At 59.6% G+C, this 22,425-nt stretch carries 23 protein-coding genes and 1 tRNA gene; 7 read left to right on the forward strand and 17 right to left on the reverse strand.

What is annotated here, in order from left to right; all coding sequences use genetic code 11:
- Window positions 1-36: 36 nt before the first annotated feature.
- The 7 genes from hscB to trmJ form a co-directional block, all read right to left on the reverse strand.
- Window positions 37-558, reverse strand: a complete 522-nt coding sequence (gene hscB / locus PFAS1_RS06070) for a co-chaperone HscB (protein ID WP_076028535.1) — start codon at window positions 556-558, stop codon at window positions 37-39.
- A gap of 8 nt (window positions 559-566) precedes the next feature.
- Entirely contained in the window at window positions 567-890 is a 324-nt protein-coding gene (gene iscA / locus PFAS1_RS06075) for an iron-sulfur cluster assembly protein IscA (protein ID WP_007903589.1), read from the reverse strand.
- A 34-nt stretch (window positions 891-924) separates the two neighbouring features.
- Complete coding sequence (gene iscU, locus PFAS1_RS06080) at window positions 925-1,311, reverse strand: Fe-S cluster assembly scaffold IscU (RefSeq protein ID WP_003443374.1); 387 nt, start codon at window positions 1,309-1,311, stop codon at window positions 925-927.
- An 84-nt stretch (window positions 1,312-1,395) separates the two neighbouring features.
- On the reverse strand, window positions 1,396-2,610 hold the full coding sequence (locus tag PFAS1_RS06085) for an IscS subfamily cysteine desulfurase (RefSeq protein WP_074873944.1): 1,215 nt from the start codon (window positions 2,608-2,610) through the stop codon (window positions 1,396-1,398).
- Between the two features lie 50 nt (window positions 2,611-2,660).
- Entirely contained in the window at window positions 2,661-3,152 is a 492-nt protein-coding gene (iscR, locus tag PFAS1_RS06090; RefSeq protein ID WP_007903581.1) for a Fe-S cluster assembly transcriptional regulator IscR, read from the reverse strand.
- Window positions 3,153-3,418: 266 nt separating this feature from the next.
- Window positions 3,419-4,195, reverse strand: coding sequence for a serine O-acetyltransferase (gene cysE / locus PFAS1_RS06095; RefSeq protein ID WP_007903579.1), 777 nt, complete (start codon window positions 4,193-4,195; stop codon window positions 3,419-3,421).
- Between the two features lie 2 nt (window positions 4,196-4,197).
- On the reverse strand, window positions 4,198-4,968 hold the full coding sequence (gene trmJ, locus PFAS1_RS06100; protein ID WP_076028536.1) for a tRNA (cytosine(32)/uridine(32)-2'-O)-methyltransferase TrmJ: 771 nt from the start codon (window positions 4,966-4,968) through the stop codon (window positions 4,198-4,200).
- Window positions 4,969-5,114: 146 nt separating this feature from the next.
- Here trmJ and suhB point away from each other — a divergent pair, with 146 nt between their 5' ends.
- Entirely contained in the window at window positions 5,115-5,933 is an 819-nt protein-coding gene (gene suhB / locus PFAS1_RS06105) for a type III secretion system regulator SuhB (RefSeq protein ID WP_007982736.1), read from the forward strand.
- A gap of 253 nt (window positions 5,934-6,186) precedes the next feature.
- Here suhB and PFAS1_RS06110 read toward each other — a convergent pair whose 3' ends face one another.
- From PFAS1_RS06110 to queA, 6 genes are all read right to left on the reverse strand, one after another.
- The gene (locus PFAS1_RS06110) at window positions 6,187-6,741 is read right to left on the reverse strand and encodes a glycine zipper 2TM domain-containing protein (RefSeq protein WP_076028537.1); all 555 of its coding nucleotides are present in this window, start codon (window positions 6,739-6,741) and stop codon (window positions 6,187-6,189) included.
- A 120-nt stretch (window positions 6,742-6,861) separates the two neighbouring features.
- Window positions 6,862-7,776: a protein translocase subunit SecF gene (secF, locus tag PFAS1_RS06115; RefSeq protein WP_076028538.1), complete on the reverse strand. Its 915-nt coding sequence runs from the start codon at window positions 7,774-7,776 to the stop codon at window positions 6,862-6,864.
- A 9-nt stretch (window positions 7,777-7,785) separates the two neighbouring features.
- Window positions 7,786-9,654, reverse strand: a complete 1,869-nt coding sequence (secD, locus tag PFAS1_RS06120; RefSeq protein WP_074873940.1) for a protein translocase subunit SecD — start codon at window positions 9,652-9,654, stop codon at window positions 7,786-7,788.
- Between the two features lie 63 nt (window positions 9,655-9,717).
- Window positions 9,718-10,053, reverse strand: coding sequence for a preprotein translocase subunit YajC (gene yajC, locus PFAS1_RS06125; RefSeq protein ID WP_007903559.1), 336 nt, complete (start codon window positions 10,051-10,053; stop codon window positions 9,718-9,720).
- A gap of 43 nt (window positions 10,054-10,096) precedes the next feature.
- Window positions 10,097-11,212, reverse strand: a complete 1,116-nt coding sequence (gene tgt / locus PFAS1_RS06130; RefSeq protein WP_162130615.1) for a tRNA guanosine(34) transglycosylase Tgt — start codon at window positions 11,210-11,212, stop codon at window positions 10,097-10,099.
- A 5-nt stretch (window positions 11,213-11,217) separates the two neighbouring features.
- Window positions 11,218-12,267: a tRNA preQ1(34) S-adenosylmethionine ribosyltransferase-isomerase QueA gene (gene queA / locus PFAS1_RS06135; protein WP_074873938.1), complete on the reverse strand. Its 1,050-nt coding sequence runs from the start codon at window positions 12,265-12,267 to the stop codon at window positions 11,218-11,220.
- Between the two features lie 107 nt (window positions 12,268-12,374).
- Here queA and PFAS1_RS06140 point away from each other — a divergent pair.
- Both PFAS1_RS06140 and PFAS1_RS06145 read left to right on the forward strand, forming a co-directional pair.
- A tRNA-Leu gene (locus PFAS1_RS06140) sits at window positions 12,375-12,459 on the forward strand.
- Window positions 12,460-12,622: 163 nt separating this feature from the next.
- Window positions 12,623-12,952: a hypothetical protein gene (locus tag PFAS1_RS06145; protein WP_076028539.1), complete on the forward strand. Its 330-nt coding sequence runs from the start codon at window positions 12,623-12,625 to the stop codon at window positions 12,950-12,952.
- A gap of 73 nt (window positions 12,953-13,025) precedes the next feature.
- On the opposite strand, the gene PFAS1_RS06150 is transcribed toward PFAS1_RS06145, so the two are convergent.
- Window positions 13,026-13,853, reverse strand: a complete 828-nt coding sequence (locus tag PFAS1_RS06150; RefSeq protein WP_076028540.1) for an NYN domain-containing protein — start codon at window positions 13,851-13,853, stop codon at window positions 13,026-13,028.
- Between the two features lie 361 nt (window positions 13,854-14,214).
- A complete protein-coding gene (locus tag PFAS1_RS06155) occupies window positions 14,215-14,574 on the reverse strand; it encodes a potassium channel family protein (RefSeq protein ID WP_076028541.1) in 360 nt (119 codons plus the stop codon).
- 442 nt (window positions 14,575-15,016) lie between these two features.
- Here PFAS1_RS06155 and PFAS1_RS06160 point away from each other — a divergent pair, with 442 nt between their 5' ends.
- The 4 genes from PFAS1_RS06160 to PFAS1_RS06175 are packed head-to-tail and all read left to right on the forward strand — an operon-like array spanning window position 15,017 to window position 20,149.
- Window positions 15,017-15,493 (forward strand): formate dehydrogenase subunit gamma, encoded by a 477-nt coding sequence (locus tag PFAS1_RS06160; protein WP_074873929.1) that lies wholly within the window; start codon window positions 15,017-15,019, stop codon window positions 15,491-15,493.
- Window positions 15,490-17,052 carry a formate dehydrogenase beta subunit gene (locus PFAS1_RS06165; RefSeq protein ID WP_198044955.1) on the forward strand — a complete coding sequence of 521 codons (1,563 nt, stop codon included), beginning with the start codon at window positions 15,490-15,492 and terminating at the stop codon, window positions 17,050-17,052. The genes PFAS1_RS06160 and PFAS1_RS06165 overlap by 4 nt, the downstream gene beginning before the upstream one ends.
- Window positions 17,049-19,931, forward strand: a complete 2,883-nt coding sequence (gene fdhF, locus PFAS1_RS06170; RefSeq protein WP_076028542.1) for a formate dehydrogenase subunit alpha — start codon at window positions 17,049-17,051, stop codon at window positions 19,929-19,931. Before PFAS1_RS06165 ends, fdhF begins: the two co-directional genes overlap by 4 nt.
- Complete coding sequence (locus PFAS1_RS06175) at window positions 19,928-20,149, forward strand: formate dehydrogenase subunit delta (protein ID WP_074873927.1); 222 nt, start codon at window positions 19,928-19,930, stop codon at window positions 20,147-20,149. The genes fdhF and PFAS1_RS06175 overlap by 4 nt, the downstream gene beginning before the upstream one ends.
- Window positions 20,150-20,300: 151 nt before the next feature.
- On the opposite strand, the gene PFAS1_RS06180 is transcribed toward PFAS1_RS06175, so the two are convergent.
- Both PFAS1_RS06180 and PFAS1_RS06185 read right to left on the reverse strand, forming a co-directional pair.
- Window positions 20,301-21,659, reverse strand: a complete 1,359-nt coding sequence (locus PFAS1_RS06180) for a sensor histidine kinase (protein WP_076028543.1) — start codon at window positions 21,657-21,659, stop codon at window positions 20,301-20,303.
- A complete protein-coding gene (locus PFAS1_RS06185; protein WP_074880485.1) occupies window positions 21,656-22,366 on the reverse strand; it encodes a response regulator in 711 nt (236 codons plus the stop codon). Before PFAS1_RS06185 ends, PFAS1_RS06180 begins: the two co-directional genes overlap by 4 nt.
- Between the last annotated feature and the right edge of the window lie 59 nt (window positions 22,367-22,425).

Here is a 22,425-nt window from a genome sequence, read left to right on the forward strand (position 1 = left end):
TCTGTATATCAGGCGTGCGACCGGAGCGGCACTGGGTTAATCGTCGAGGCGCTCTTCTAACTGGCGCACTTCGTAGGTGAGCTTGTCGAGAAACTGCATGCGCCGCATCAGGCGTTCGGCCCGTTCACGTTGCGCAGCATCGTTCCAGCAAGCCGAGAAGCTTTGGTTCAGTTCATCCTGGGCAACCTTCAGGCGACGCTTGAAGACGGCAACGCCATTGAGGTCGGCACTGTCCTGCAGGTCTTCGAGCTCTTCACGCAACTCCATCTGCTGCAGAAGAAACTCCGGATCATGCACCGTGACCTCCAGCGGCAGCTCGCCACCATTCAAGGCGAGCAGGTAACGCGCGCGCTTGGGTGGATTTTTGAGCGTCTGGTAGGCCTCGTTGAGGCTCGCGGATTGCTCTAGCGCCAGCCGCTGCTCACGCTCGGAAGCATCAGCGAAGCGGTCTGGATGAACGCCGCGCGCCAACTCACGGTAGCGCGTAGCCAGCTGATCGAGGTCCAGATCGAAACTCGGTTGCAGCTCAAATAAAGCGAAATGACAAGGAGTACCCACGACAAGCCTCAAATGTTGAAGCTTTCGCCGCAGCCACATTCACCGCGAACGTTGGGGTTGTTGAACTTGAAGCCTTCGTTCAACCCTTCCTTGACGAAATCGAGTTCGGTACCGTCCAGGTAGGCCAGGCTTTTCGGGTCGATGATCACTTTCTCGCCGTGACTTTCGAACACCTGATCCTCTGCAACCACCTCGTCGACAAACTCCAGCACGTAGGCAAGGCCGGAACAGCCTGTGGTGCGAACACCCAGACGAATCCCTTCACCTTTGCCGCGCCCGTTGAGGGAGCGTCGCACGTGTTGAGCAGCCGCTTCTGTCATGCTGATAGCCATCGGTGACTCCTTACTCGTCGCCAAATCTTGAAAGTCAGATCAAGCCTTTCTTCTGCTTGTAGTCGCGAACGGCCGCTTTGATAGCGTCTTCAGCAAGTACGGAGCAGTGAATTTTTACTGGCGGCAGAGCCAGTTCTTCGGCCAGCTGAGTGTTTTTGATGGTCTCTGCTTCATCCAGAGTCTTGCCTTTCATCCACTCGGTCGCCAGGGAGCTGGAGGCGATAGCCGAACCGCAACCGTAGGTCTTGAACTTGGCGTCTTCGATGATGCCTTGCTCGTTGACCTTGATTTGCAGGCGCATCACATCGCCGCACGCCGGAGCGCCGACCATGCCGGTGCCGACATCTGGGTCTTCCGCGTCCATCTTGCCGACGTTGCGCGGGTTCTCGTAGTGGTCGATGACCTTTTCGCTGTAAGCCATGATTCTTAATCCTCACTCATCAGAGAGTCGCTCTTGAAGCCCTGCGCCCGAAGGTTCACAGGGCCGGTTTGCGGCGACTTGAAATCAGTGTGCCGCCCACTCGATTTTCGAAATGTCGACACCGTCTTTGTACATGTCCCACAGCGGCGACAGAGTGCGCAGCTTGGTAACGGCCTCGCAGACTTTCTGCGCGGCGTAGTCGATTTCTTCTTCGGTGGTGAAACGGCCGAAGGTGAAGCGAATCGAGCTGTGTGCCAGTTCGTCGTTGCGGCCCAGGGCGCGCAGCACGTACGAAGGCTCAAGGGAAGCCGAGGTGCAGGCCGAACCGGACGAAACCGCCAGGTCCTTGAGCGCCATGATCAGCGACTCACCTTCAACGTAGTTGAAGCTCAGGTTCAGGTTGTGCGGAACACGAGCGGTCATGCTGCCGTTGATGTACAGCTCTTCCAGGCCTTCGACCTGTTTGAAGAAGCGGTCACTCAGGGCCTTGATGCGGATGTTCTCGGCAACCATGTCTTCCTTGGCTACCCGGAAGGCTTCGCCCATGCCGACGATCTGGTGGGTCGCCAGGGTGCCGGAACGCATGCCACGTTCGTGACCGCCGCCGTGCATGGTCGCTTCGATGCGAACACGCGGCTTGCGGCTCACGTACAGTGCGCCGATGCCTTTAGGGCCATAGGTTTTGTGGGCAGAGAACGACATCATGTCGACTTTCAGCTTCGACAGGTCGATATCGACCTTGCCGGTGGACTGAGCGGCGTCGACGTGGAACAGGATGCCCTTGGAACGGGTCAGTTCGCCGATGGCTGCGATGTCGTTGATGGTGCCGATTTCGTTGTTCACGTGCATGACCGAAACCAGGATGGTGTCGTCGCGCAGGGCGGCTTCGATCATCTCCGGAGTGACCAGGCCATCAGTGCGAGGCTCGATGTAGGTGACTTCGAAGCCTTCACGCTCCAGTTGGCGCATGGTGTCGAGGACAGCCTTGTGCTCAATCTTGGTGGTGATCAGGTGCTTGCCTTTAGTGGCATAGAAATGCGCCGCACCCTTGATTGCCAGGTTGTCGGACTCGGTGGCACCGGAGGTCCAGACGATTTCACGCGGATCGGCGTTAACCAGGTCAGCGACCTGACGACGAGCGTTTTCGACGGACTCTTCAGCTTTCCAGCCGAACACGTGGGAACGGGACGCCGGGTTACCGAAGTTTCCGTCGACCAGCAGGCATTCACTCATCTTTTGCGCGACACGCGGATCAACCGGGGTGGTCGCAGAGTAATCAAGGTAAATCGGCAATTTCATGGACTATCTCCTAAATCAGGCTGGCTGGCGTGCCGCTAGCTCTTTGGCTGTCATTCGACGGCGGACGCTTCAATCTTGTCCAGGCGTGGCGCCTTGCTGTTGCAACGGCGCTGATCCTGACGCTGGGCTACTTCTTGTACCTCACGGCGAGTGACAAGGTCAGCCAAGCTGATACCGCTGAGAAATTCGTGAATCTGCAGGCTCAGATCGCACCACAAGTGGTGGGTCAGGCAGGTGTCGCCTTGATGGCAATCACCCTGGCCCTGGCATTTGGTTGCATCGACCGATTCGTTCACCGCATCGATCACCTGGGCGACCTGGATACCCTGCATGTCGCGCGACAGCTGATAGCCGCCGCCCGGACCACGGACGCTGGACACCAGATTGCTGCGGCGCAATTTGGCGAAGAGCTGTTCGAGGTAGGACAGGGAGATGCCTTGGCGCTCGGAGATATCGGCCAGGGACACCGGCCCGTGCTGCGCGTGCAACGCCAGGTCAAGCATGGCGGTCACGGCGTATCGGCCTTTTGTAGTCAGTCGCATGGACAATTACCACGGAGTTCGGAATGGGGCGAGTATGCAATTCCCGAGTATTTAAGTCAACTATAAGACCTAGTGCTTTACTCGGGATTACCCGCAAAAGAGCGGGCGCATCATAGCAAAGGCTGGCGGCGTACAGCCAGCAATTGCGCGTTATCGTTCATCGCGAGCAGGCTCACTCCCACACCAGACCTTCGTCGAACACAGAATATGTGGGCACAGAAGATCCAATGTGGGAGCGGGCTTGCTCGCGAAGAGGTCGGCGCGGTTTAGCTAGCCTGACTCTGATCCTTATCCTTCACACAGGCGAAGTCTTCTTCGCGCAGCTCAGGCAGATCTTTCGCACAGTAATTACTGCCCAGATCCTTCAGCGCCCCGCACATCCCTTCAAGTCGACCATCTACAGCCTGCAAATGATCGAGCAACTGATTGATGGCACGCGCCACCGGATCCGGCATGTCTTCACCCACCCCATAGGCATCGAAACCGATCTTCTCGGCCATCGCCTTGCGTTTGGCGTCCTGCTCTTCATCGGACTTGACGATAATCCGGCCTGGAATCCCCACCACTGTCGCCCCGGGCGGGACCGCCTTGGTCACCACGGCATTGGAACCAACCTTGGCGCCGGCACCGACCGTAAACGGGCCAAGCACCTTGGCCCCTGCCCCGACCACTACGCCATCTTCAAGCGTCGGGTGGCGCTTGCCCTTGTTCCAGCTGGTGCCACCTAGGGTTACGCCCTGATAAAGAGTGACGTCATTGCCGATCTCAGCAGTTTCACCGATGACGATGCCCATGCCATGGTCGATAAAGAAGCGACGACCGACCTTGGCACCCGGATGGATTTCGATCCCGGTCAACCAGCGACCGAAGTTCGACACCAGTCGCGCCAGCCACTTCCAGCCCATGCCCCACAGAGCTGACGACAAGCGGTGGATCCAGATGGCGTGCATGCCCGGGTAGCACGTCAGAACTTCAAAGGCGTTGCGCGCTGCCGGATCACGATGGAAAACACTCTGGATATCTTCACGCAAACGCTCGAACATTTTTAATCCTTCCGCTTAAGAAGCTCACCACGGGCCGCTTTCTGGGTTTCCGTGAGGATGCCACGCAATATATTCATTTCCGCCCGGCTGACCGAGCTGCGTCCATACAACCGGCGCAGGCGCGCCATCAAGTGCCGCGGCTTTTCCGGATCGAGGAATTCAATGGCCACCAGGGTTTGCTCCAGGTGCTCATAGAATCGCTCCAGCTCATCCATGGTCGCCAGCTCAGCGCTTTTGACGGAGGCCACTTCTTCCTTCTCGACCTTGCTCGGCCGGCCTTGGGCCGCCAGCCAGGACATGCGCACTTCATAACTCAACACCTGAACCGCCGCCCCAAGGTTCAGCGAACTGAACTCAGGGTCTGATGGGATGTGCACGTGATAATGACATCGCTGCAGCTCTTCATTGGTCAGGCCGGAATCTTCTCGGCCAAAGACCAAGGCAATCTCGGCACCCTGCGCTGCCTCCTCGACCACTTTCACGCCGCATTCGCGGGGATCGAGCAACGGCCAGGGAATGCGACGGTCACGGGCGCTGGTGCCGAGCACCAGATTGCAGCCGACCAAGGCATCTTCCAAGGTGGCGACGACTTGCGCGTTTTCAAGGATGTCACCGGCACCGGAAGCACGAGCATCGGCCTCATGGTGCGGGAACAACCGCGGTTCGACCAGCACCAGCCGCGACAGGCCCATGTTCTTCATGGCACGCGCAGCACCGCCGATATTCCCGGGGTGGCTGGTATTGACCAGGACGACACGAATGTTTTGCAGCAAGGGAGGCGCTCTCGAACACTTTAATGGGGAGCAGAATCTTACAGCTCAACCTACCGTTAAGCTATGAAAGCGAACACTGACCTTCTCCTGTAGAAACTTTCTGATAGAATGCCCGGCTTTCTTTAACAACCTTAGGTGACACATCCATGCAGCCCATGCTGAATATCGCGCTGCGCGCCGCCCGCAGCGCCAGTGAATTGATCTTCCGCTCCATCGAGCGCCTGGATACCATCAAGGTCGACGAAAAAGACGCCAAGGATTACGTATCCGAGGTGGATCGCGCCGCTGAGCAAAAAATCATCGACGCGCTGCGCAAGGCCTACCCGAATCACTCGATCATGGGTGAAGAAACCGGCATGCACGCCGGCACCGGGATCGAAGGCGAAGAGTACCTGTGGATCATCGACCCACTGGACGGCACCACCAACTTCCTGCGCGGCATTCCTCACTTCGCTGTCAGCATCGCCTGCAAATACCGCGGTCGCCTGGAACACGCTGTGGTTCTGGACCCGGTTCGCCAGGAAGAATTCACCGCCAGCCGTGGTCGCGGCGCTCAACTGAACGGTCGTCGTCTGCGCGTTAGCGGCCGCACCAGCCTGGACGGCGCCCTGCTGGGTACCGGCTTCCCGTTCCGCGATGACCAAATGGACAACCTCGACAACTACCTGGGCATGTTCCGCGCCCTGGTTGGCCAGACTGCCGGCATCCGCCGCGCGGGCTCGGCAAGCCTGGACCTGGCTTACGTAGCGGCCGGCCGTTTCGACGCCTTCTGGGAGTCGGGCCTGTCCGAGTGGGACATGGCTGCAGGCGCCCTGCTGATCCAGGAAGCTGGCGGCTTGGTGAGCGACTTCACCGGCGGTCACGACTTCCTTGAGAAAGGCCATGTCGTTGCCGGTAACACCAAATGCTTTAAAGCAGTACTGACGGCCATCCAGCCGCACCTGCCGGCCTCGCTGAAACGCTAAGCGAGCAGCCACAAAAAAGCACCTCTCGGGGTGCTTTTTTTATGCCTGAAATCCAATTCCCGAAAACACCACAGGTTCAATGTGGGAGCGGGCTTGCTCGCGAAAGCGGTGTATCAGCCACCGTCAATATTGAATGTGAAGCCGCCTTCGCGAGCAAGCCCGCTCCCACAAGGGATTGGTGGTGAGGCATAAATCCCGGGCACAAAAAAAGCACCCCGCAGAGTGCTTCTTTTTGATTTTGGCAATCAGCTGATTATTGAGCTGGAGCCGGCTCGTTCTGCGACAGGACCAATTTACCGTCCTTGTCGACCGGAATCTGGTTGCCCGGATCGCGATCCATCCGCACTTTGCCTTCCTTGCCATCCAGCGAATAACGCACGTCGTAACCTACAACCTTGTCGCTGATGTCATGCACCGTGTTACAGCGGGTTTGAGTCGTGGTGTAGGTGTCACGCTCCTGCATGCCTTCCTGCACCTTGTTACCCGCATAACCGCCGCCGACCGCACCGGCCACTGTGGCGATCTTCTTGCCAGTACCGCCGCCGATCTGATTACCCAACAGACCACCCGCCAGCGCACCAACCACCGTACCGGCGATCTGGTGTTGATCTTTTACCGGCGCTTGCCGGGTAACCGCTACGTCCTTGCACACTTCACGTGGCGTCTTGATTTGCGTCTTGACCGGTTCAACGGCTAGAACTTGCGCATATTCAGGGCCGCTATTAACCAGCTTGTAGGTGGCAACAGCACCCCCGGCTGTTACACCGACAGCACCCAATACCGCACCAACCAGCAACGACTTGTTCACATGAACCTCCTGACCATCACATACGGGACAAGCCCGCGCTTCTCCCAGCCTTGGAGCATAAAAAAAGGCGCGAGTTCAATACTCGCGCCTTTTCGGCCGACAGCTGGAAAACGATAGCCGTTATGGGCGGTCGTCGACTTCCTTGTCGGTAGCCACTGCCGGGATCAGATCCTCGGTGCTCAGGTTCAGCCAGATCAGCACGACGTTGGCGATGTAGATCGACGAGTAGGTACCCGCCAACACACCGATAAACAGCGCGATAGAGAAGCCGAACAGGTTGTCGCCACCAAAGAACAACAGGGCCGCGATCGCCAGCAAGGTGGAGATCGACGTCGCCATGGTCCGCAGCAGGGTTTGCGTGGTCGAGATGTTGATGTTCTCGATCAGGGTCGCCTTGCGCAGTACGCGGAAGTTCTCACGAACCCGGTCGAACACCACGATGGTGTCGTTGAGCGAGTAACCGATAATCGCCAGCACCGCCGCCAGCACTGTCAGGTCGAAGGTGATCTGGAAGAACGACAGGATACCGATGGTCACGATCACGTCGTGAATCAACGAAACGATGGCACCGACCGCGAACTTCCACTGAAAGCGGAAAGCCAGGTAGATCAGGATGCCGCCGAGCGCCATCAGCATGCCGAGGCCGCCCTGGTCGCGCAGCTCTTCACCGACCTGAGGGCCGACGAACTCAACACGCTTGACCGTTGCCGGGTTATCGCCGCCGACTTTCAACAGCGCCTCTGCCACTTGATGACCCAGCTGCGGGTCTTCACCTGGCATACGCACCAGCAAATCGGTAGTCGCACCGAAGCTCTGAACGACCGCATCGTTATAACCCGATGTAACCAGCTGCTCACGCACCTTGGTGACGTCGGCCGGACGCTCGTAGGTCAGCTCGATGAGCGTACCGCCGGTGAAGTCCAGGCCCCAGTTCATGCCCTTGGTGGCGACACTGAACAATGCCAGTGCCGTGAGGAACAATGTGACGCCGAACGCAAAGTTGCGAACGCCCATGAAGTTGATTGTACGTAACATGGCAGCCCCTTAAATCCACAACTTCTTGAAGTCACGACCGCCGAAGATCAGGTTGACCATCGCGCGGGTCACCATGATGGCCGTGAACATCGAGGTAAAGATCCCGAGGGACATGGTCACTGCGAAGCCCTTGACCGGGCCGGTGCCCATTGCAAAGAGAATCCCGCCGACCAACAAGGTTGTCAGGTTGGCGTCGAGAATCGCGGTGAATGCCCGGCCGAAGCCTTCGTTGATTGCCCGTTGCACGCTCATGCCCGCCGCGATCTCTTCACGTATCCGCGAGAAGATCAAAACGTTGGCGTCGACGGCCATACCCATGGTCAACACGATACCGGCGATACCCGGCAGGGTCAGCGTTGCACCCAGCAGCGACATCAGGGCCAGCAGCAGCACCATGTTCACCGCCAGCGCGACGGTGGCGATGATGCCGAAGAAGCGGTAGATGGCGATGATGAACAGCGAGACAAACAGCATGCCCCACAGCGACGCATCGATACCTTTGACAATGTTGTCGGCACCCAGGCTTGGGCCAATGGTGCGCTCTTCAGCGAAGTACATTGGTGCAGCCAGACCACCGGCACGCAGCAGCAGCGCCAGTTCGGACGACTCGCCCTGACCGTTCAGGCCGGTGATGCGGAATTGAGCACCCAGCGGCGACTGGATGGTCGCCAGGCTGATGATCTTTTTCTCTTCCTTGAACGTCTGGACCGGCACTTCTTTCTCGACGCCGTTGACCACTTGCTTGACGTAAGAGGTAACCGGACGTTGCTCGATAAAGATCACCGCCATGCTGCGACCGACGTTGCTGCGAGTCGCACGACTCATCAGCTCGCCACCGTGGCCATCCAGACGGATGTTCACTTCCGGCGTGCCTTGCTCGCCGAAGCCAGCCTTGGCGTCAGTCACCTGGTCACCGGTGATGATCAAGCCGCGCTCGATCTGTGCGGGTGGACGATTGCCTTCACGGAACTCGAAGGTTTCGGAAGTGGCTTTCGAAGCGCCTGGCTCGGCGGCCAGACGGAACTCAAGGTTGGCCGTCTTGCCGAGGATACGCTTGGCTTCGGCGGTGTCCTGCACGCCCGGCAGCTCAACCACGATGCGGTTGGCGCCCTGGCGCTGAACGATTGGCTCGGCAACACCCAGCTCGTTGACGCGGTTACGTACCGTGGTCAAGTTCTGCTTGATGGAGTATTCGCGGATTTCCGCCAGCTTGGCCGGGGTCATCGCCAGACGCAGTACCGGCTGCCCATTGAGGTCGGCCGGAACAATATCGAAATCGTTGAAGCTCTTGCGGATCAGCGCACGGGCTTGTTCGCGGGCTGCTTCATCAGTGAAGCCCAGCTGAATGGCACCGTTGAGTTGCGGCAGGCTGCGATAGCGCAGTTTCTCTTTACGCAACAGGCTCTTCACATCGCCTTCGTACACTTTCAAGCGAGCGTCGAGGGCTTTATCCATGTCCACTTCCAGCAGGAAGTGCACGCCACCGGACAAGTCCAGACCCAGCTTCATCGGGTGCGCGGCCAGGCTGCGCAGCCATTGCGGGGTGGTTTGTGCCAGGTTCAGTGCAACGACGTAGTCATCACCCAATGCCTTGCGCACGACGTCTTTGGCAGGTAACTGGTCTTCAGCCTTGGTCAGACGAATCAGCCCGCCCTTGCCGTTTTCCGCCAGGGTGGCAGCCTTGACGTTGATCCCGGATTCCTTGAGCGCTGCGCTCACACGATCCAGATCAGCCTGATTGACCTGCAGCGAAGTGCTTGCACCGCTGACCTGAATGGCCGGGTCATCAGGATATAGATTGGGAGCGGAATAAATCAGACCGACCGCTAGCACCGCCAGGATCAGAATGTATTTCCACAGAGGGTATTTGTTCAGCATCACGCCGCCCGCTTATGACGCGGGGCGCCTTGCGCGCCCCGTCGATTGAGTAGAAGTTGAAACTTAGATCGCTTTGAGCGTGCCTTTTGGCAGCGTGGCGGCAATGGCGCCTTTCTGGAACTTCATTTCGACGGTGTCGGAGACTTCCAGTACAACGAAGTCGTCGGACACTTTGGTGATCTTGCCGGCGATACCACCGGTGGTCACAACTTCGTCACCTTTTTGCAGGCTGCCCAGCAGGGTTTTCTGCTCTTTGGCGCGCTTGGCCTGTGGACGCCAGATCATCAGGTAGAAGATGACCAGGAAACCGACCAGGAAAATCCACTCAAAGCCGCCGCCCATTGGGCCTGCAGCAGGTGCAGCAGCGTCAGCCATGGCATTAGAGATAAAAAAGCTCATTTAGCACTCCAGTTGCAAATGTTGAATCTTGGGGTCAGAAAACTCAGTCCAAAGGCGGAACAGGTAACCCGCGTTTGGCGTAGAAGGCATCGACAAAGGCGGCCAATGTACCCTGTTGAATAGCCTCGCGCAAACCAGCCATAAGCACCTGGTAATGGCGCAAATTGTGGATGGTATTCAACATGCTACCCAGCATTTCGCCACACTTGTCCAGATGGTGCAGATAAGCACGGGAGAAGTTCTGGCAGGTGTAGCAATCGCAGGTCGGATCCAGCGGCGAATCATCATGGCGATGGAACGCGTTACGGATCTTCAGCACGCCTGTATCAATGAACAGATGCCCATTGCGGGCATTACGGGTTGGCATCACGCAATCGAACATGTCCACACCGCGGCGCACACCCTCAACCAGATCTTCCGGTTTGCCAACGCCCATAAGGTAACGAGGTTTGTCAGCCGGCATCTGGCCCGGCAGGTAATCCAGCACCTTGATCATCTCGTGCTTCGGCTCGCCCACCGACAGACCGCCAATGGCCAGGCCATCGAAGCCGATCTTGTCGAGGCCTTCCAGGGAGCGCATGCGCAAATCCTGGTGCATGCCGCCCTGAACGATGCCGAACAGCGCCGCCGTGTTGTCGCCATGGGCTTCTTTCGAACGCTTGGCCCAACGCAACGACAGCTCCATCGATACCCGCGCGACGTCTTCGTCGGCCGGGTACGGGGTGCATTCGTCAAAGATCATCACGATGTCCGAGCCCAGGTCGCGCTGGACCTGCATCGACTCTTCCGGGCCCATGAACACTTTGGCGCCATCGACCGGGGAGGCGAAGGTCACGCCCTCCTCCTTGATCTTGCGCATCGCGCCCAGGCTGAACACCTGGAAACCGCCGGAGTCGGTCAGAATCGGGCCTTTCCACTGCATGAAATCGTGCAGGTCGCCGTGCTTCTTGATCACTTCGGTGCCAGGGCGCAGCCACAAGTGGAAGGTGTTGCCCAGAATGATTTCCGCGCCCGTGGCGGTGATATCCCGCGGCAACATGCCCTTGACGGTGCCATAGGTGCCCACCGGCATGAAGGCCGGGGTTTCTACGGTACCGCGTGGAAAGGTCAAACGACCGCGACGAGCCTTGCCGTCGGTAGCAAGCAACTCAAACGACATACGACTCATACTGTTTCCTCAGGGCCGCGTGGCGCCGGATTACGGGTGATAAACATCGCATCACCGTAGCTGAAAAAGCGGTAACCATGCTCCACCGCTGCTTTATAGGCAGCCATGGCTTCGGGATAACCGGCAAACGCCGAAACCAGCATCAACAGCGTGGATTCGGGCAAATGGAAGTTGGTGACCAGGGCATCGACCACATGAAACGGGCGGCCCGGGTAAATAAAGATGTCGGTGTCGCCACTGAACGGCTTGAGCACGCCATCGCGCGCGGCACTTTCCAGGGAACGCACGCTGGTGGTGCCCACCGCCACCACGCGACCACCGCGAGCGCGGCAGGCTTCGACGGCATCGACCACATCCTGGCCGACTTCCAGCCATTCGCTGTGCATGTGGTGATCTTCGATCTTCTCGACACGCACCGGCTGGAACGTACCCGCACCGACGTGCAAGGTCACGAACGCGGTTTCGACGCCCTTGGCGGCAATCGCCTCCATCAGCGGCTGATCGAAATGCAGCCCCGCCGTCGGCGCCGCCACCGCGCCCAAACGCTCGGCATAGACCGTCTGATAACGCTCGCGGTCCGAGCCTTCGTCCGGGCGGTCTATATAGGGAGGCAACGGCATGTGCCCGACGCGGTCGAGCAGCGGCAACACCTCTTCGGCGAACCCCAACTCGAACAACGCGTCATGACGCGCCAGCATCTCGGCTTCGCCACCACCGTCGATCAGGATCTTCGACCCCGGCTTCGGCGACTTGCTGGACCGCACATGGGCCAGCACGCGATGACTATCGAGCACCCGCTCCACCAGGATTTCCAGCTTGCCGCCGGAAGCCTTCTGGCCAAACAGCCGCGCCGGAATCACCCGGGTATTGTTAAACACCATCAAATCGCCCGGGCGCAAATGCTCAAGCAAATCAGTGAATTGACGGTGTGCCAGGGCGCCGCTGACCCCATCAAGGGTCAACAGGCGACTGTTGCGACGCTCAGCCAAAGGATGGCGGGCGATCAGCGAATCAGGGAGCTCGAAGGTAAAGTCAGCAACGCGCATGATGGGGTTCGTCTAGCAGGGCCGGGAAGTCTAGCGGAAATATCAAAAATTCTCCATGTACCTGATTGACCGACGGTTATCTCATCTCTATACTTCGCCGCCATTGAGCCCTGATGGCGGAATTGGTAGACGCGGCGGATTCAAAATCCGTTTTCGCAAGAAGTGGGAGTTCGAGTCTCCCTCGGGGCACCAAAATTAAGAAAGGTCTTGCTTTGCAAGGCCTTTTTTTTCGCCTACAGAAAAGTGAGCCCCACCCCGCCACCGCGTAGGAGCTACCAAAGGCTGCGATCTTTTTGATCTTGCTTTTCAATGCCACCACCCAAACCGCTCAGCCAACGAATCAAGGATTCACACAATGGAATTGCCACTGGAAACCGTTGCCCTTTTCGCCCTCAAGCTGGCTTATGAGAGGGAGGGGGAAAGTCCGATTCTGCGGGATGATCCGATCATGAGTGATTATGAGCGGGAGGTGTTTGGCTTGCTGGTTCGCCGGGGTGATGTCGAGGGTATTCAGGCTAGAGTGGCGCACTGTGTAGGTTTGGCGCTGGACGCTATAGGCGGGGCTGATACGCCGCTAGGGCGTGAACTGCATAGGTTGTCAGCTGATTTCAGCAATGCGCGGACGATGGAACAGCTTAATGCGCCGCTTATTGCGCTTAGGGATTACTTGAAAGATATTCAGTGAGTAATCAGGCTGCTCAAAGAGTGGTACATCTCATCCATGGACTGCGCTTGGCCGACCTGTATTGGTCGCCGCATCAGCGGGCTTGGTTATCGAGGGTTCTGTTTTTATTGCGTGCGTACAACACAGCTCCGCCCGTCGGCGACATCCCTCGAGTTTCCAATTCAAACCATTTGGATTGGCTGCGAATAAGGTCGCTGAGTTTGGTGTGGCCATACAGACGTGAGTCGAAGGCAGGACGTAGCTTGCTGATGTTTGTCCCCAATGTGGCCAGCAGCGCCCAACCATCCTCTTCGGCGATGTCGTCGAGAATCTTGGCGATGAACTCCACAGGTACTTTCGCGGGCTTGGCCGATTGTGGCGGCGTCGACTGTTTATCCATCTCCGTAACTGAATCAGTTGTTTTGGGAGCTTTTTCGCCTTGGCTGGCTGGCTCGACGACTTCTTCGGCACGAAGAATCTCGGTATAAATGAACTTGTCACAAGCAGAGACAAAAGGCTTGGGTGTCTTTTGTTCACCAAATCCATAGACCGTCATACCCTCCTCCCGCAGGCGCGCCGCCAGCCGGGTGAAGTCGCTGTCACTGGAAACCAGACAAAAGCCGTCAAAACGGCGGGTGTAGAGTAAATCCATCGCATCGATGATCAACGAACTGTCGGTGGCGTTCTTGCCCTTGGTGTAGGCGAATTGTTGGATGGGCTGAATCGAGTGCTCAAGCATGAGCTTTTTCCAGCTGCCCAATTGAGGTCCGGTCCAGTCGCCGTACATTCGTTTCACGCTGGCAATGCCGTATTTGGCAATCTCCTCAAACAACCCTTCGACGATCGAGGCCTGAGCGTTGTCAGCGTCGATAAGCACCGCGAGGTGTTTTTGCTGGTTAGAGTGCGTGGACTTACTGACCATGGATCATCCTTGAAATGTGGCTGACAGGATCGGAAGTGAGGTGAACGGGTCTGAGCAGGCCGGATTCATCACGTCTTTTTTAACGGACATAAAAAGCCGATACCTGAGACGTGTTGTAAAAACATTCGGGGAGGACTGCGAAAAAGGCCACTGTTTTGCCTTCACCACGCCAACCGTCCACGCAAGGGAAAGAAAGTCTGCTGGTGAAAAAGTCTGACCACAACAAAGGGGACACCCACTACGGGGAGGAGAAATCATGAACTGTTCCCGTTTTTTTTCCCACGTTGACCGCAGTAAACACCACGCCCTCGCGCATGGATTTTCAGGAGTCGATGACTTCCAGTACCAACCAAGCATGACTTCACGCCGTCGGCTTACCCGGCTCTTCCCGTCTCGTCGCCCGCGCTGCAACCTCTATCGCTCGAACGCTGATCGCCGCAAATATCGCCGTCATCAGCACCCCGTTGAACCCCAGCAAAATCGCCAGAATCCGCGAGACGCCCAGTTTCGGCACGAGCTCTCCATAGCCGATGGTCAAACCGGTCACGAAGCCGAAATAGATGCCGTCAAAAGGATCCCAGCCCTCCAGGTAGCTGATGATGAGACCGATCAGCACGATCAGCAGAAACAGTACGGAAAAGATCGGCCAGACAACGCGCAAGTAGAAGCCGATGGCTTTGAAGAATTCTCGACGGACGTGCGATGCATGAGAGGGCTTCATGTCATGGGCTTCCTGAGGTTTGCCTGAGCGGTAGGCGTATTCACATCCCATCAGCTTGGCACAGGCGCTGGAAACTGTTGGTCAACTGATCCATTTCACTCCCGCCTTGATCACATCTTTGTTTTCCAAACCCGCCCATGACGTCAACCAACGGAGGGGACAACGCCTCTGGCAGTGCTCATCTAGACTTAATGGATAGTCGTAGGCAGAACTGAACACGTCGCTTTGGTGCAGTCGAATCAAAAGCAGCGTGGCAAGCTGCCTCAATGCCCTATAAAAGGTGCGGCGAAGACCGTGCCGGGCACTACAAGATGCCCGCTCAGGGTGCCCTGGCCGACGGCCTGAAATTGCCACGATACCGTGACGTGGTGTGAGTGCCGCAGCCGACACTTTCGGACGACCGACAACCCTCTGGTTTGTCCGTGACCGTGAGGAATGCTGAATGCCTGATGAGATGTTGCAATTGCCGATGGTCAACAGCGTGCTAGAGCGCCACAAGGGCTCTGCGGGTGCACTGTTGCCGATTCTTCATGAGATTCAGGAGGGCATCGGTTACATCCCCGATGCGGCCGTCCCCGAGATTGCCCACGCGCTGAACCTGAGTCAGGCCGAGGTTCGTGGGGTGATCAGCTTTTACCATGACTTCCGTACTGCGCCGCCGGCCCGGCATATCCTGCGGCTGTGCCGCGCCGAGTCGTGCAAGAGCCGCGGCGCCGAGCAGCTTGCCGCGCAGTTGCGCGAGCGTCTGCAACTGGACGATCACGGCAGTAGCGCCGACGGCAGCATCAGTTTGCGCCCGGTGTATTGCCTCGGCGCCTGCGCCTGCTCGCCCGCCCTGGAACTGGATGGCCAAGTGCATGCGCGGCTCAGCGCTGAGCGTCTGGATGCCTTGCTTGATGCTTGCCGGGAGGACGCATGATGCCGCGCCTCTATCTGCCCTGTGATTCTCTGGCCCGTGCCGTGGGTGCCAATGAGGTGGCGGTGGCCCTTATCACTCAGGCGCAGGAACGCAATCTGCCGCTGGAGTTGCAGCGCACCAGTTCGCGCGGCCTGTACTGGCTGGAACCACTGCTGGAAGTGGACAGCCCGCAAGGCCGGCTCGGCTTCGGCCCACTGACCGCCGCTGATGTGCCCTCTGTGCTCGAAGCCCTGAAAGGCGAGTCGTCCGCGCATCCACTGGCCTTGGGCCTGGTGGAAGAGCTGCCTTATCTCAAGACTCAACAACGCCTGCTGTTCGCCCGCGCCGGTATTACCCGGCCGTTGTCCCTGGATGATTATCGGGCTCATGGCGGCTTTGAGGGTTTGACCCGCGCCGTCGCTGTGGGCGGCGAGCAGACCGCGACAGAAGTGTTCGATTCAGGCCTGCGTGGCCGTGGCGGCGCGGCGTTCCCGGCCGGGATCAAATGGCGCACGGTGCGCGCTACCGAGGCTGCGCAGAAGTACATTGTGTGCAACGCCGACGAAGGCGACTCCGGCACTTTCGCCGACCGGATGTTAATGGAAGGCGACCCCTTCCTGCTGATCGAAGGCATGGCCATTGCCGGCATCACCGTCGGCGCCACTTACGGCTACATTTATGTGCGCTCGGAATATCCGGACGCCGTGGCCACACTGCGCCAGGCGCTGAACATTGCTCGGTCCGCCGGTTACTTGGGCGCCAATGTCGGCGGCAGCGGTCTGGCCTTCGATATGGAAGTGCGGGTCGGTGCCGGCGCTTACATCTGCGGTGAGGAAACCGCGCTGCTGGACTCGCTCGAAGGCAAGCGCGGGATCGTTCGCGCCAAGCCGCCGATCCCTGCGTTGAAGGGTTTGTTTGGCCTGCCGACCCTGGTGCACAACGTGCTGACCCTGGCCTCGGTGCCGCTGATTCTGGCCAAGGGTGCGCAGTTCTATCGCGATTACGGCATGGGACGTTCCCTCGGCACGATGCCTTTCCAATTGGCGGGCAATATTCGTCACGGCGGGCTGGTGGAACGGGCCTTTGGCCTGACGCTGCGGGAACTGGTGGAAGACTACGGCGGCGGGACCGCCAGTGGCCGGCCGCTGAAGGCTGCGCAGGTGGGCGGCCCGCTCGGCACGTGGGTGCCGCCGTCGCAATTCGATACGCCGCTGGATTACGAAGCGTTCGCCGCCATTGGCGCAATGCTCGGCCACGGTGGTGTGGTGGTGGCGGATGACACGGTGGACATGGCCCACATGGCGCGCTTCGCCATGCAGTTTTGCGCCGAGGAATCCTGCGGCAAATGCACGCCGTGCCGCATCGGCTCGACCCGGGGCGTGGAGGTGATCGACCGCCTGCTCGCCGCGCCAGACCAGAGCGGTCGCGAAGAGCAGGTGATCATCCTCAAGGACCTGTGCGACACGATGCAATACGGTTCGCTGTGTGCGTTGGGCGGCATGGCCCCGTTTCCGGTGGCCAGCGCCCTCAAGTACTTCCCCGCCGACTTCGGTCTGCAATCTTCGGAGGCCGACCAATGATTACTCTCTTCGACCCAAACACCGATATCGACCTGGGCACCCCGGCCCGCGACAGCGACGTGCAGGTGACCCTGAACATCGACGGCCGCAGCATCAGCGTGCCCGAAGGCACCTCGGTGATGCGCGCCGCTGCGCTGCTGGGCACCACCATTCCGAAACTGTGTGCCACCGACAGCCTGGAAGCCTTCGGCTCCTGCCGCATGTGCCTGGTGGAGATCGACGGCATGCGCGGCTACCCCGCGTCCTGCACCACGCCGGTCACCGAAGGCATGACCGTGCACACGCAGACGCCGAAACTCGCCACGCTGCGCCGCAACGTCATGGAGCTGTACATCTCCGATCACCCGCTGGATTGCCTGACCTGCTCGGCCAACGGCAACTGCGAGCTGCAAACCGTCGCTGGCCAAGTTGGTCTGCGGGAAGTGCGTTACGGCTATGAAGGCGAGAACCATCTCGCCGACGTGAAGGACACCTCCAACCCGTATTTCGATTACGACCCGAGCAAATGCATCGTCTGCAACCGCTGCGTGCGCGCCTGCGAAGAAACCCAGGGCACCTTTGCCCTGACCATCACCGGGCGCGGTTTTGAATCCCGCGTTGAGGCCGCCGGTGGCGAGAACTTCCTCGACTCGGAATGCGTGTCCTGCGGCGCTTGTGTGCAAGCCTGCCCGACCGCGACCCTGATGGAAAAAAGCGTGGTCGAACTGGGCCAGCCCGAACGCAGCGTGATCACCACCTGTGCCTATTGCGGCGTGGGTTGCTCGTTCCGCGCCGAGATGAAAGGCGACCAGTTGGTGCGCATGGTTCCGGACAAGAATGGCCAGGCCAACCACGGCCACTCCTGCGTCAAAGGGCGCTTTGCCTGGGGCTACGCCACCCACCCGGATCGCATCACCACACCGATGATCCGCAAAAACATCACCGACCCTTGGCAGGAAGTCAGCTGGGATGAAGCGGTGACCTACGCCGCCAGCGAATTCCGTCGGTTGCAGCAGAAATACGGCCGCGACTCGATTGGTGGCATCACCTCCAGCCGTTGCACCAACGAAGAAACCTACCTGGTGCAAAAACTGGTGCGCGCCGCGTTCGGCAACAACAACGTCGACACCTGTGCGCGGGTCTGCCACTCGCCGACCGGCTATGGCCTGAAACAAACCCTTGGCGAGTCCGCCGGCACCCAGAGTTTCGATTCGGTGATGCAGGCCGACGTGATCCTGGTGATGGGCGCCAACCCCAGCGACGCCCACCCGGTGTTCGCTTCCCAACTCAAACGCCGCTTGCGTGAAGGCGCGCGGCTGATCGTCATCGACCCACGCCGCATTGATCTGGTGGACTCGGTGCATGCTCGCGCCGAATTGCACCTGGCCCTGCGCCCGGGCACCAACGTCGCCATGCTCAATGCCCTGGCCCACGTCATCGTCACCGAAGGTCTGCTCAATCAGCCCTTCATCGACGCCCGTTGCGAAGGCACGGATTTCGCCCACTGGAGCGAGTTCGTCAGCCGCGCGGAAAACTCGCCGGAAGTCCTCGGCGCCATCTGCGGCGTAGACCCTGCCAACATCCGCGCCGCCGCTCGCCTGTATGCCACTGGCGGCAACGCGGCGATCTATTACGGCCTGGGCGTCACCGAGCACAGCCAGGGCAGCACCGCCGTCATGGGCATCGCCAACCTGGCCATGGCCACCGGCAACATTGGCCGCGAAGGCGTGGGCGTGAACCCGCTGCGTGGGCAGAACAACGTTCAGGGCTCCTGCGACATGGGCTCCTTCCCCCACGAACTGCCCGGCTACCGCCACATCTCCAACGAGGTCGTTCGCGCAGAATTCGAACAGGCCTGGAACGTCACCCTGCAACCCGACCCGGGCCTGCGCATTCCCAACATGTTCGAGGCAGCGTTGAGCGGCAGCTTCAAGGGCTTGTATTGCCAAGGTGAAGACATCGCCCAGAGCGACCCGAATACCCAACACGTCACCGCAGCCCTGTCCGCCATGGAATGCATCGTGGTGCAGGACATTTTCCTCAACGAAACCGCCAAGTTCGCCCACGTGTTCCTGCCGGGCAGTTCGTTTCTGGAAAAAGACGGCACCTTCACCAACGCCGAACGACGCATCTCCCGGGTGCGCAAGGTCATGGACCCTCTGGGCGGCAAGGCCGACTGGGAAGGCACCGTGGCCCTGGCCAACGCCCTGGGCTACCCGATGAACTACGCGCATCCATCAGAAATCATGGATGAAATCGCCAGCCTGACGCCGACCTTTACCAACGTCAGCTACGCCGAACTGGATCGCCACGGCAGCCTGCAATGGCCGTGCAACGCCGCGGCACCGGACGGCACGCCGACCATGCACATCGAGGAGTTCGTGCGCGGCAAGGGGCGCTTCATGCTCACCGGCTACGTGCCCACCGAGGAGAAGGTCAACAATCGCTATCCGCTGCTGCTGACCACCGGGCGCATCCTCAGCCAGTACAACGTCGGCGCTCAGACCCGGCGTACCGAGAACGTTGCCTGGCACGACGAAGACCGTCTGGAAATCCACCCGACCGACGCCGAGAGTCGTGGCATCAACGAAGGTGACTGGGTCGGCATCGGCAGCCGCGCCGGCCAGACCGTACTGCGTGCGCGGGTCACCGAACGGGTCGCCCCGGGCGTGGTGTACACCACGTTCCACTTCCCTGAATCGGGGGCCAACGTGATCACCACCGACAACTCCGACTGGGCCACCAACTGTCCGGAGTACAAGGTCACGGCCGTGGAAGTCAGCCGCGTCTATCACCCGTCCGAGTGGCAAAAACGCTATCAGGAGTTCAGTGACAACCAACACCGCCTGCTCGACGAACGCCGTAAGGCGCGTGGCACTAAAGCCGAGGTACGCCGATGAGCACTGAAAACCTGATCAAAATGGTCAACCAGATCGCCCAGTACTTCGCCACCGAACCGGATCAGCAACAGGCCGTGCTCGGTGTGCGTAATCATTTGCAGATGTACTGGACGCCCGGCATGCGCAAGGAGTTGCTGGCCTGGCAGACGGAGCATCAAGGAGCAGACTTGCATCCACTGGCGCAAGCGGCGGTCAGTGGGGCGGGCTGGGAGGCTTAGGCCCACACGATCTGAAGCCGACCAAAAAAACCTGTGGGAGTGAGCCTGCTCGCGATGAGGGAGTGTCAGTCGACCGATATGGCGCCTGACACTCCCTCATCGCGAGCAGGCTCACTCCCACAGGGGCTCCTCATCAGCATCGGTCGAATCATCAACCTGGATGCACCGGCAACACCACCAACGCCTCCAACCCACCCTTCGACCGATTTCGCAGTGTCAGCTCGCCTCCGTGTTCCAGCACAATCGCCCGCGCCGCCGACAGCCCCAATCCAACACCCCCGGTACTTTTGTTCCGCGAGCCTTCCAACCGGAAGAACGGCACGAACACTTGTTCAAGGCTGGCCTCCGCAATACCTGGCCCACGATCCAGCACTTTGATCCGCACCTCGCCAGCTGCGGGGCTCAGTTCAATCGCCGGCTCACTGCCGTACTTGATCGCGTTATCCAGCAGATTGGTCATCACCCGCTTAAGCCCCAACGGTCGCCCGAAATACACCCACCGCAGCGGCCCGCTGAACGTAATGTCGACGCCCTGATCCCGATAATCGTCCAGCAGCGTTTGCAGCAATTCCGCCAGATCGAACTGGGTCGCAGGCTCAAGCCGCGCATCATCGCGAAAGAACTCCAGCGCCGAGTTGATCATTGCCTGCATTTCATCCACGTCACGAAACAACCGCTGCTGTTGCTCGCTGTCTTCAATGAATTCCCCCCGCAAGCGCATCCGCGTCAGGGGCGCGCGCAGGTCGTGGGAGATGGCGGCGAGCATTTGCGTGCGGTCGCGGATGAAGTGCTGCAACTGGGCCTGCATGGCATTGAACGCGAGGATCGCCTGGCGGATTTCGTGGGGGCCGAGCGGTTCGATTGGCGGTGCGCGAAAGTCCACTCCGAAGCGCCGGGCGCCCTCGGCGAAGTGCTGCAACGGTGTGGCGAGGCGCCGGGTGGCGATCAGTGCGACCACGGCGGTGGAGATCAGCACCAGCAGGATGACGATCAGGTAGCGCGGCGTTTCGTCGAGCCCCCAACTGCGCGAGGGCGCGGAGAACATCAGCCATGTCGAATCCGATAGCTCGATCAATAGCGCGTAATGGGCATCGGCCGTGTGTTCCGTCCAGTCGGCCGGTTCATAGGCTTCGATGCGTCGGTCAGGGGTCTTGAGCATGGGCTGCAGAATGGTCGAGCCGATGCCGGACTTCGGATCTTCCACAGCCGGCAAATTGAGATCGTGCCTATCAGGATGCCAACTGACGGTGAAGCCGTTCTCGCTGGCCGCTTGCGCCAATGAGTTGCGCAGGGGCGCCGGAGCGGCCTCGACCACACGGGTGATGGCGGCGGCTTTTTCCAGCAGGCCGATTTCGGTCAGCGGCGGACGCGCCCAGACGCCGGCCAGTTGGATAAACAGCCCATTGAGCGCCAGTGAAATGAGCATGGCCAGGATGATCGTCAACGCGATCCAGCGCGCCACCGTATCTTGCGGCCAGTCTCGGGCGCGAATCCGCTTCAACCCGCTCATCGCCGCGTCACGCTGGGCGTGAACAGGTAACCGCCATTGCGCACGGTGCGAATCATCGCCGGCCGTTTGGTATCGGATTCGAGTTTGCGGCGCAGGCGACTGACCTGGACGTCGATGCTGCGATCGAACGCTTCATGACAATGCCCACGCGCCAGGTCCAGCAATTGCTCGCGGGTGAGAATGCGTTGCGGGTGTTCGACGAAGACCAGCAGCAAGTCGAACTCACCGGCCGACAGCGGAATCATCACGTTGTCCGGCGAGCGCAGTTCACGTCGCGTAACGTCCAGGTGCCAGTCGGCGAAGTCGATCAGCGGCCGTGGCCGTTCCTGCAATACCGGACGGCGCTCGTCCACGCGGCGCAGCACGGCGCGCACTCGGGCCAGCAGCTCACGGGCGTCGAAGGGTTTGGTCAGGTAATCGTCGGCGCCCAGTTCCAGGCCGACCACCCGATCACTGAGCTCACCCATGGCGGTGAGCATGATCACCGGTATCGCGTATCGGATCCGCAGTTGCTGGCACAGGATCAGCCCGCTGTCCCCGGGCAACATCACATCAAGAATGATCAGGTCTGGCGGCTGTCGCTCGATGGCCGCCCACAGCGATGCCCCATCGGTGGCGACTTCGACGCTGTAGCCGTGCTGCACGAAGAATTTTTTCAGGAGATCAAGGACTTCAAGGTCGTCGTCCACAATTAAAAGGCTGTTCACCGAAGGTCACTTAAGGGGCGAATGGAACCGCCATCTAAAACCATTCACGGCAGCGCGTC

Origin of the sequence: Pseudomonas frederiksbergensis (assembly GCF_001952935.1) — a bacterium.
Classification (GTDB): Bacteria; Pseudomonadota; Gammaproteobacteria; order Pseudomonadales; family Pseudomonadaceae; genus Aquipseudomonas; species Aquipseudomonas frederiksbergensis.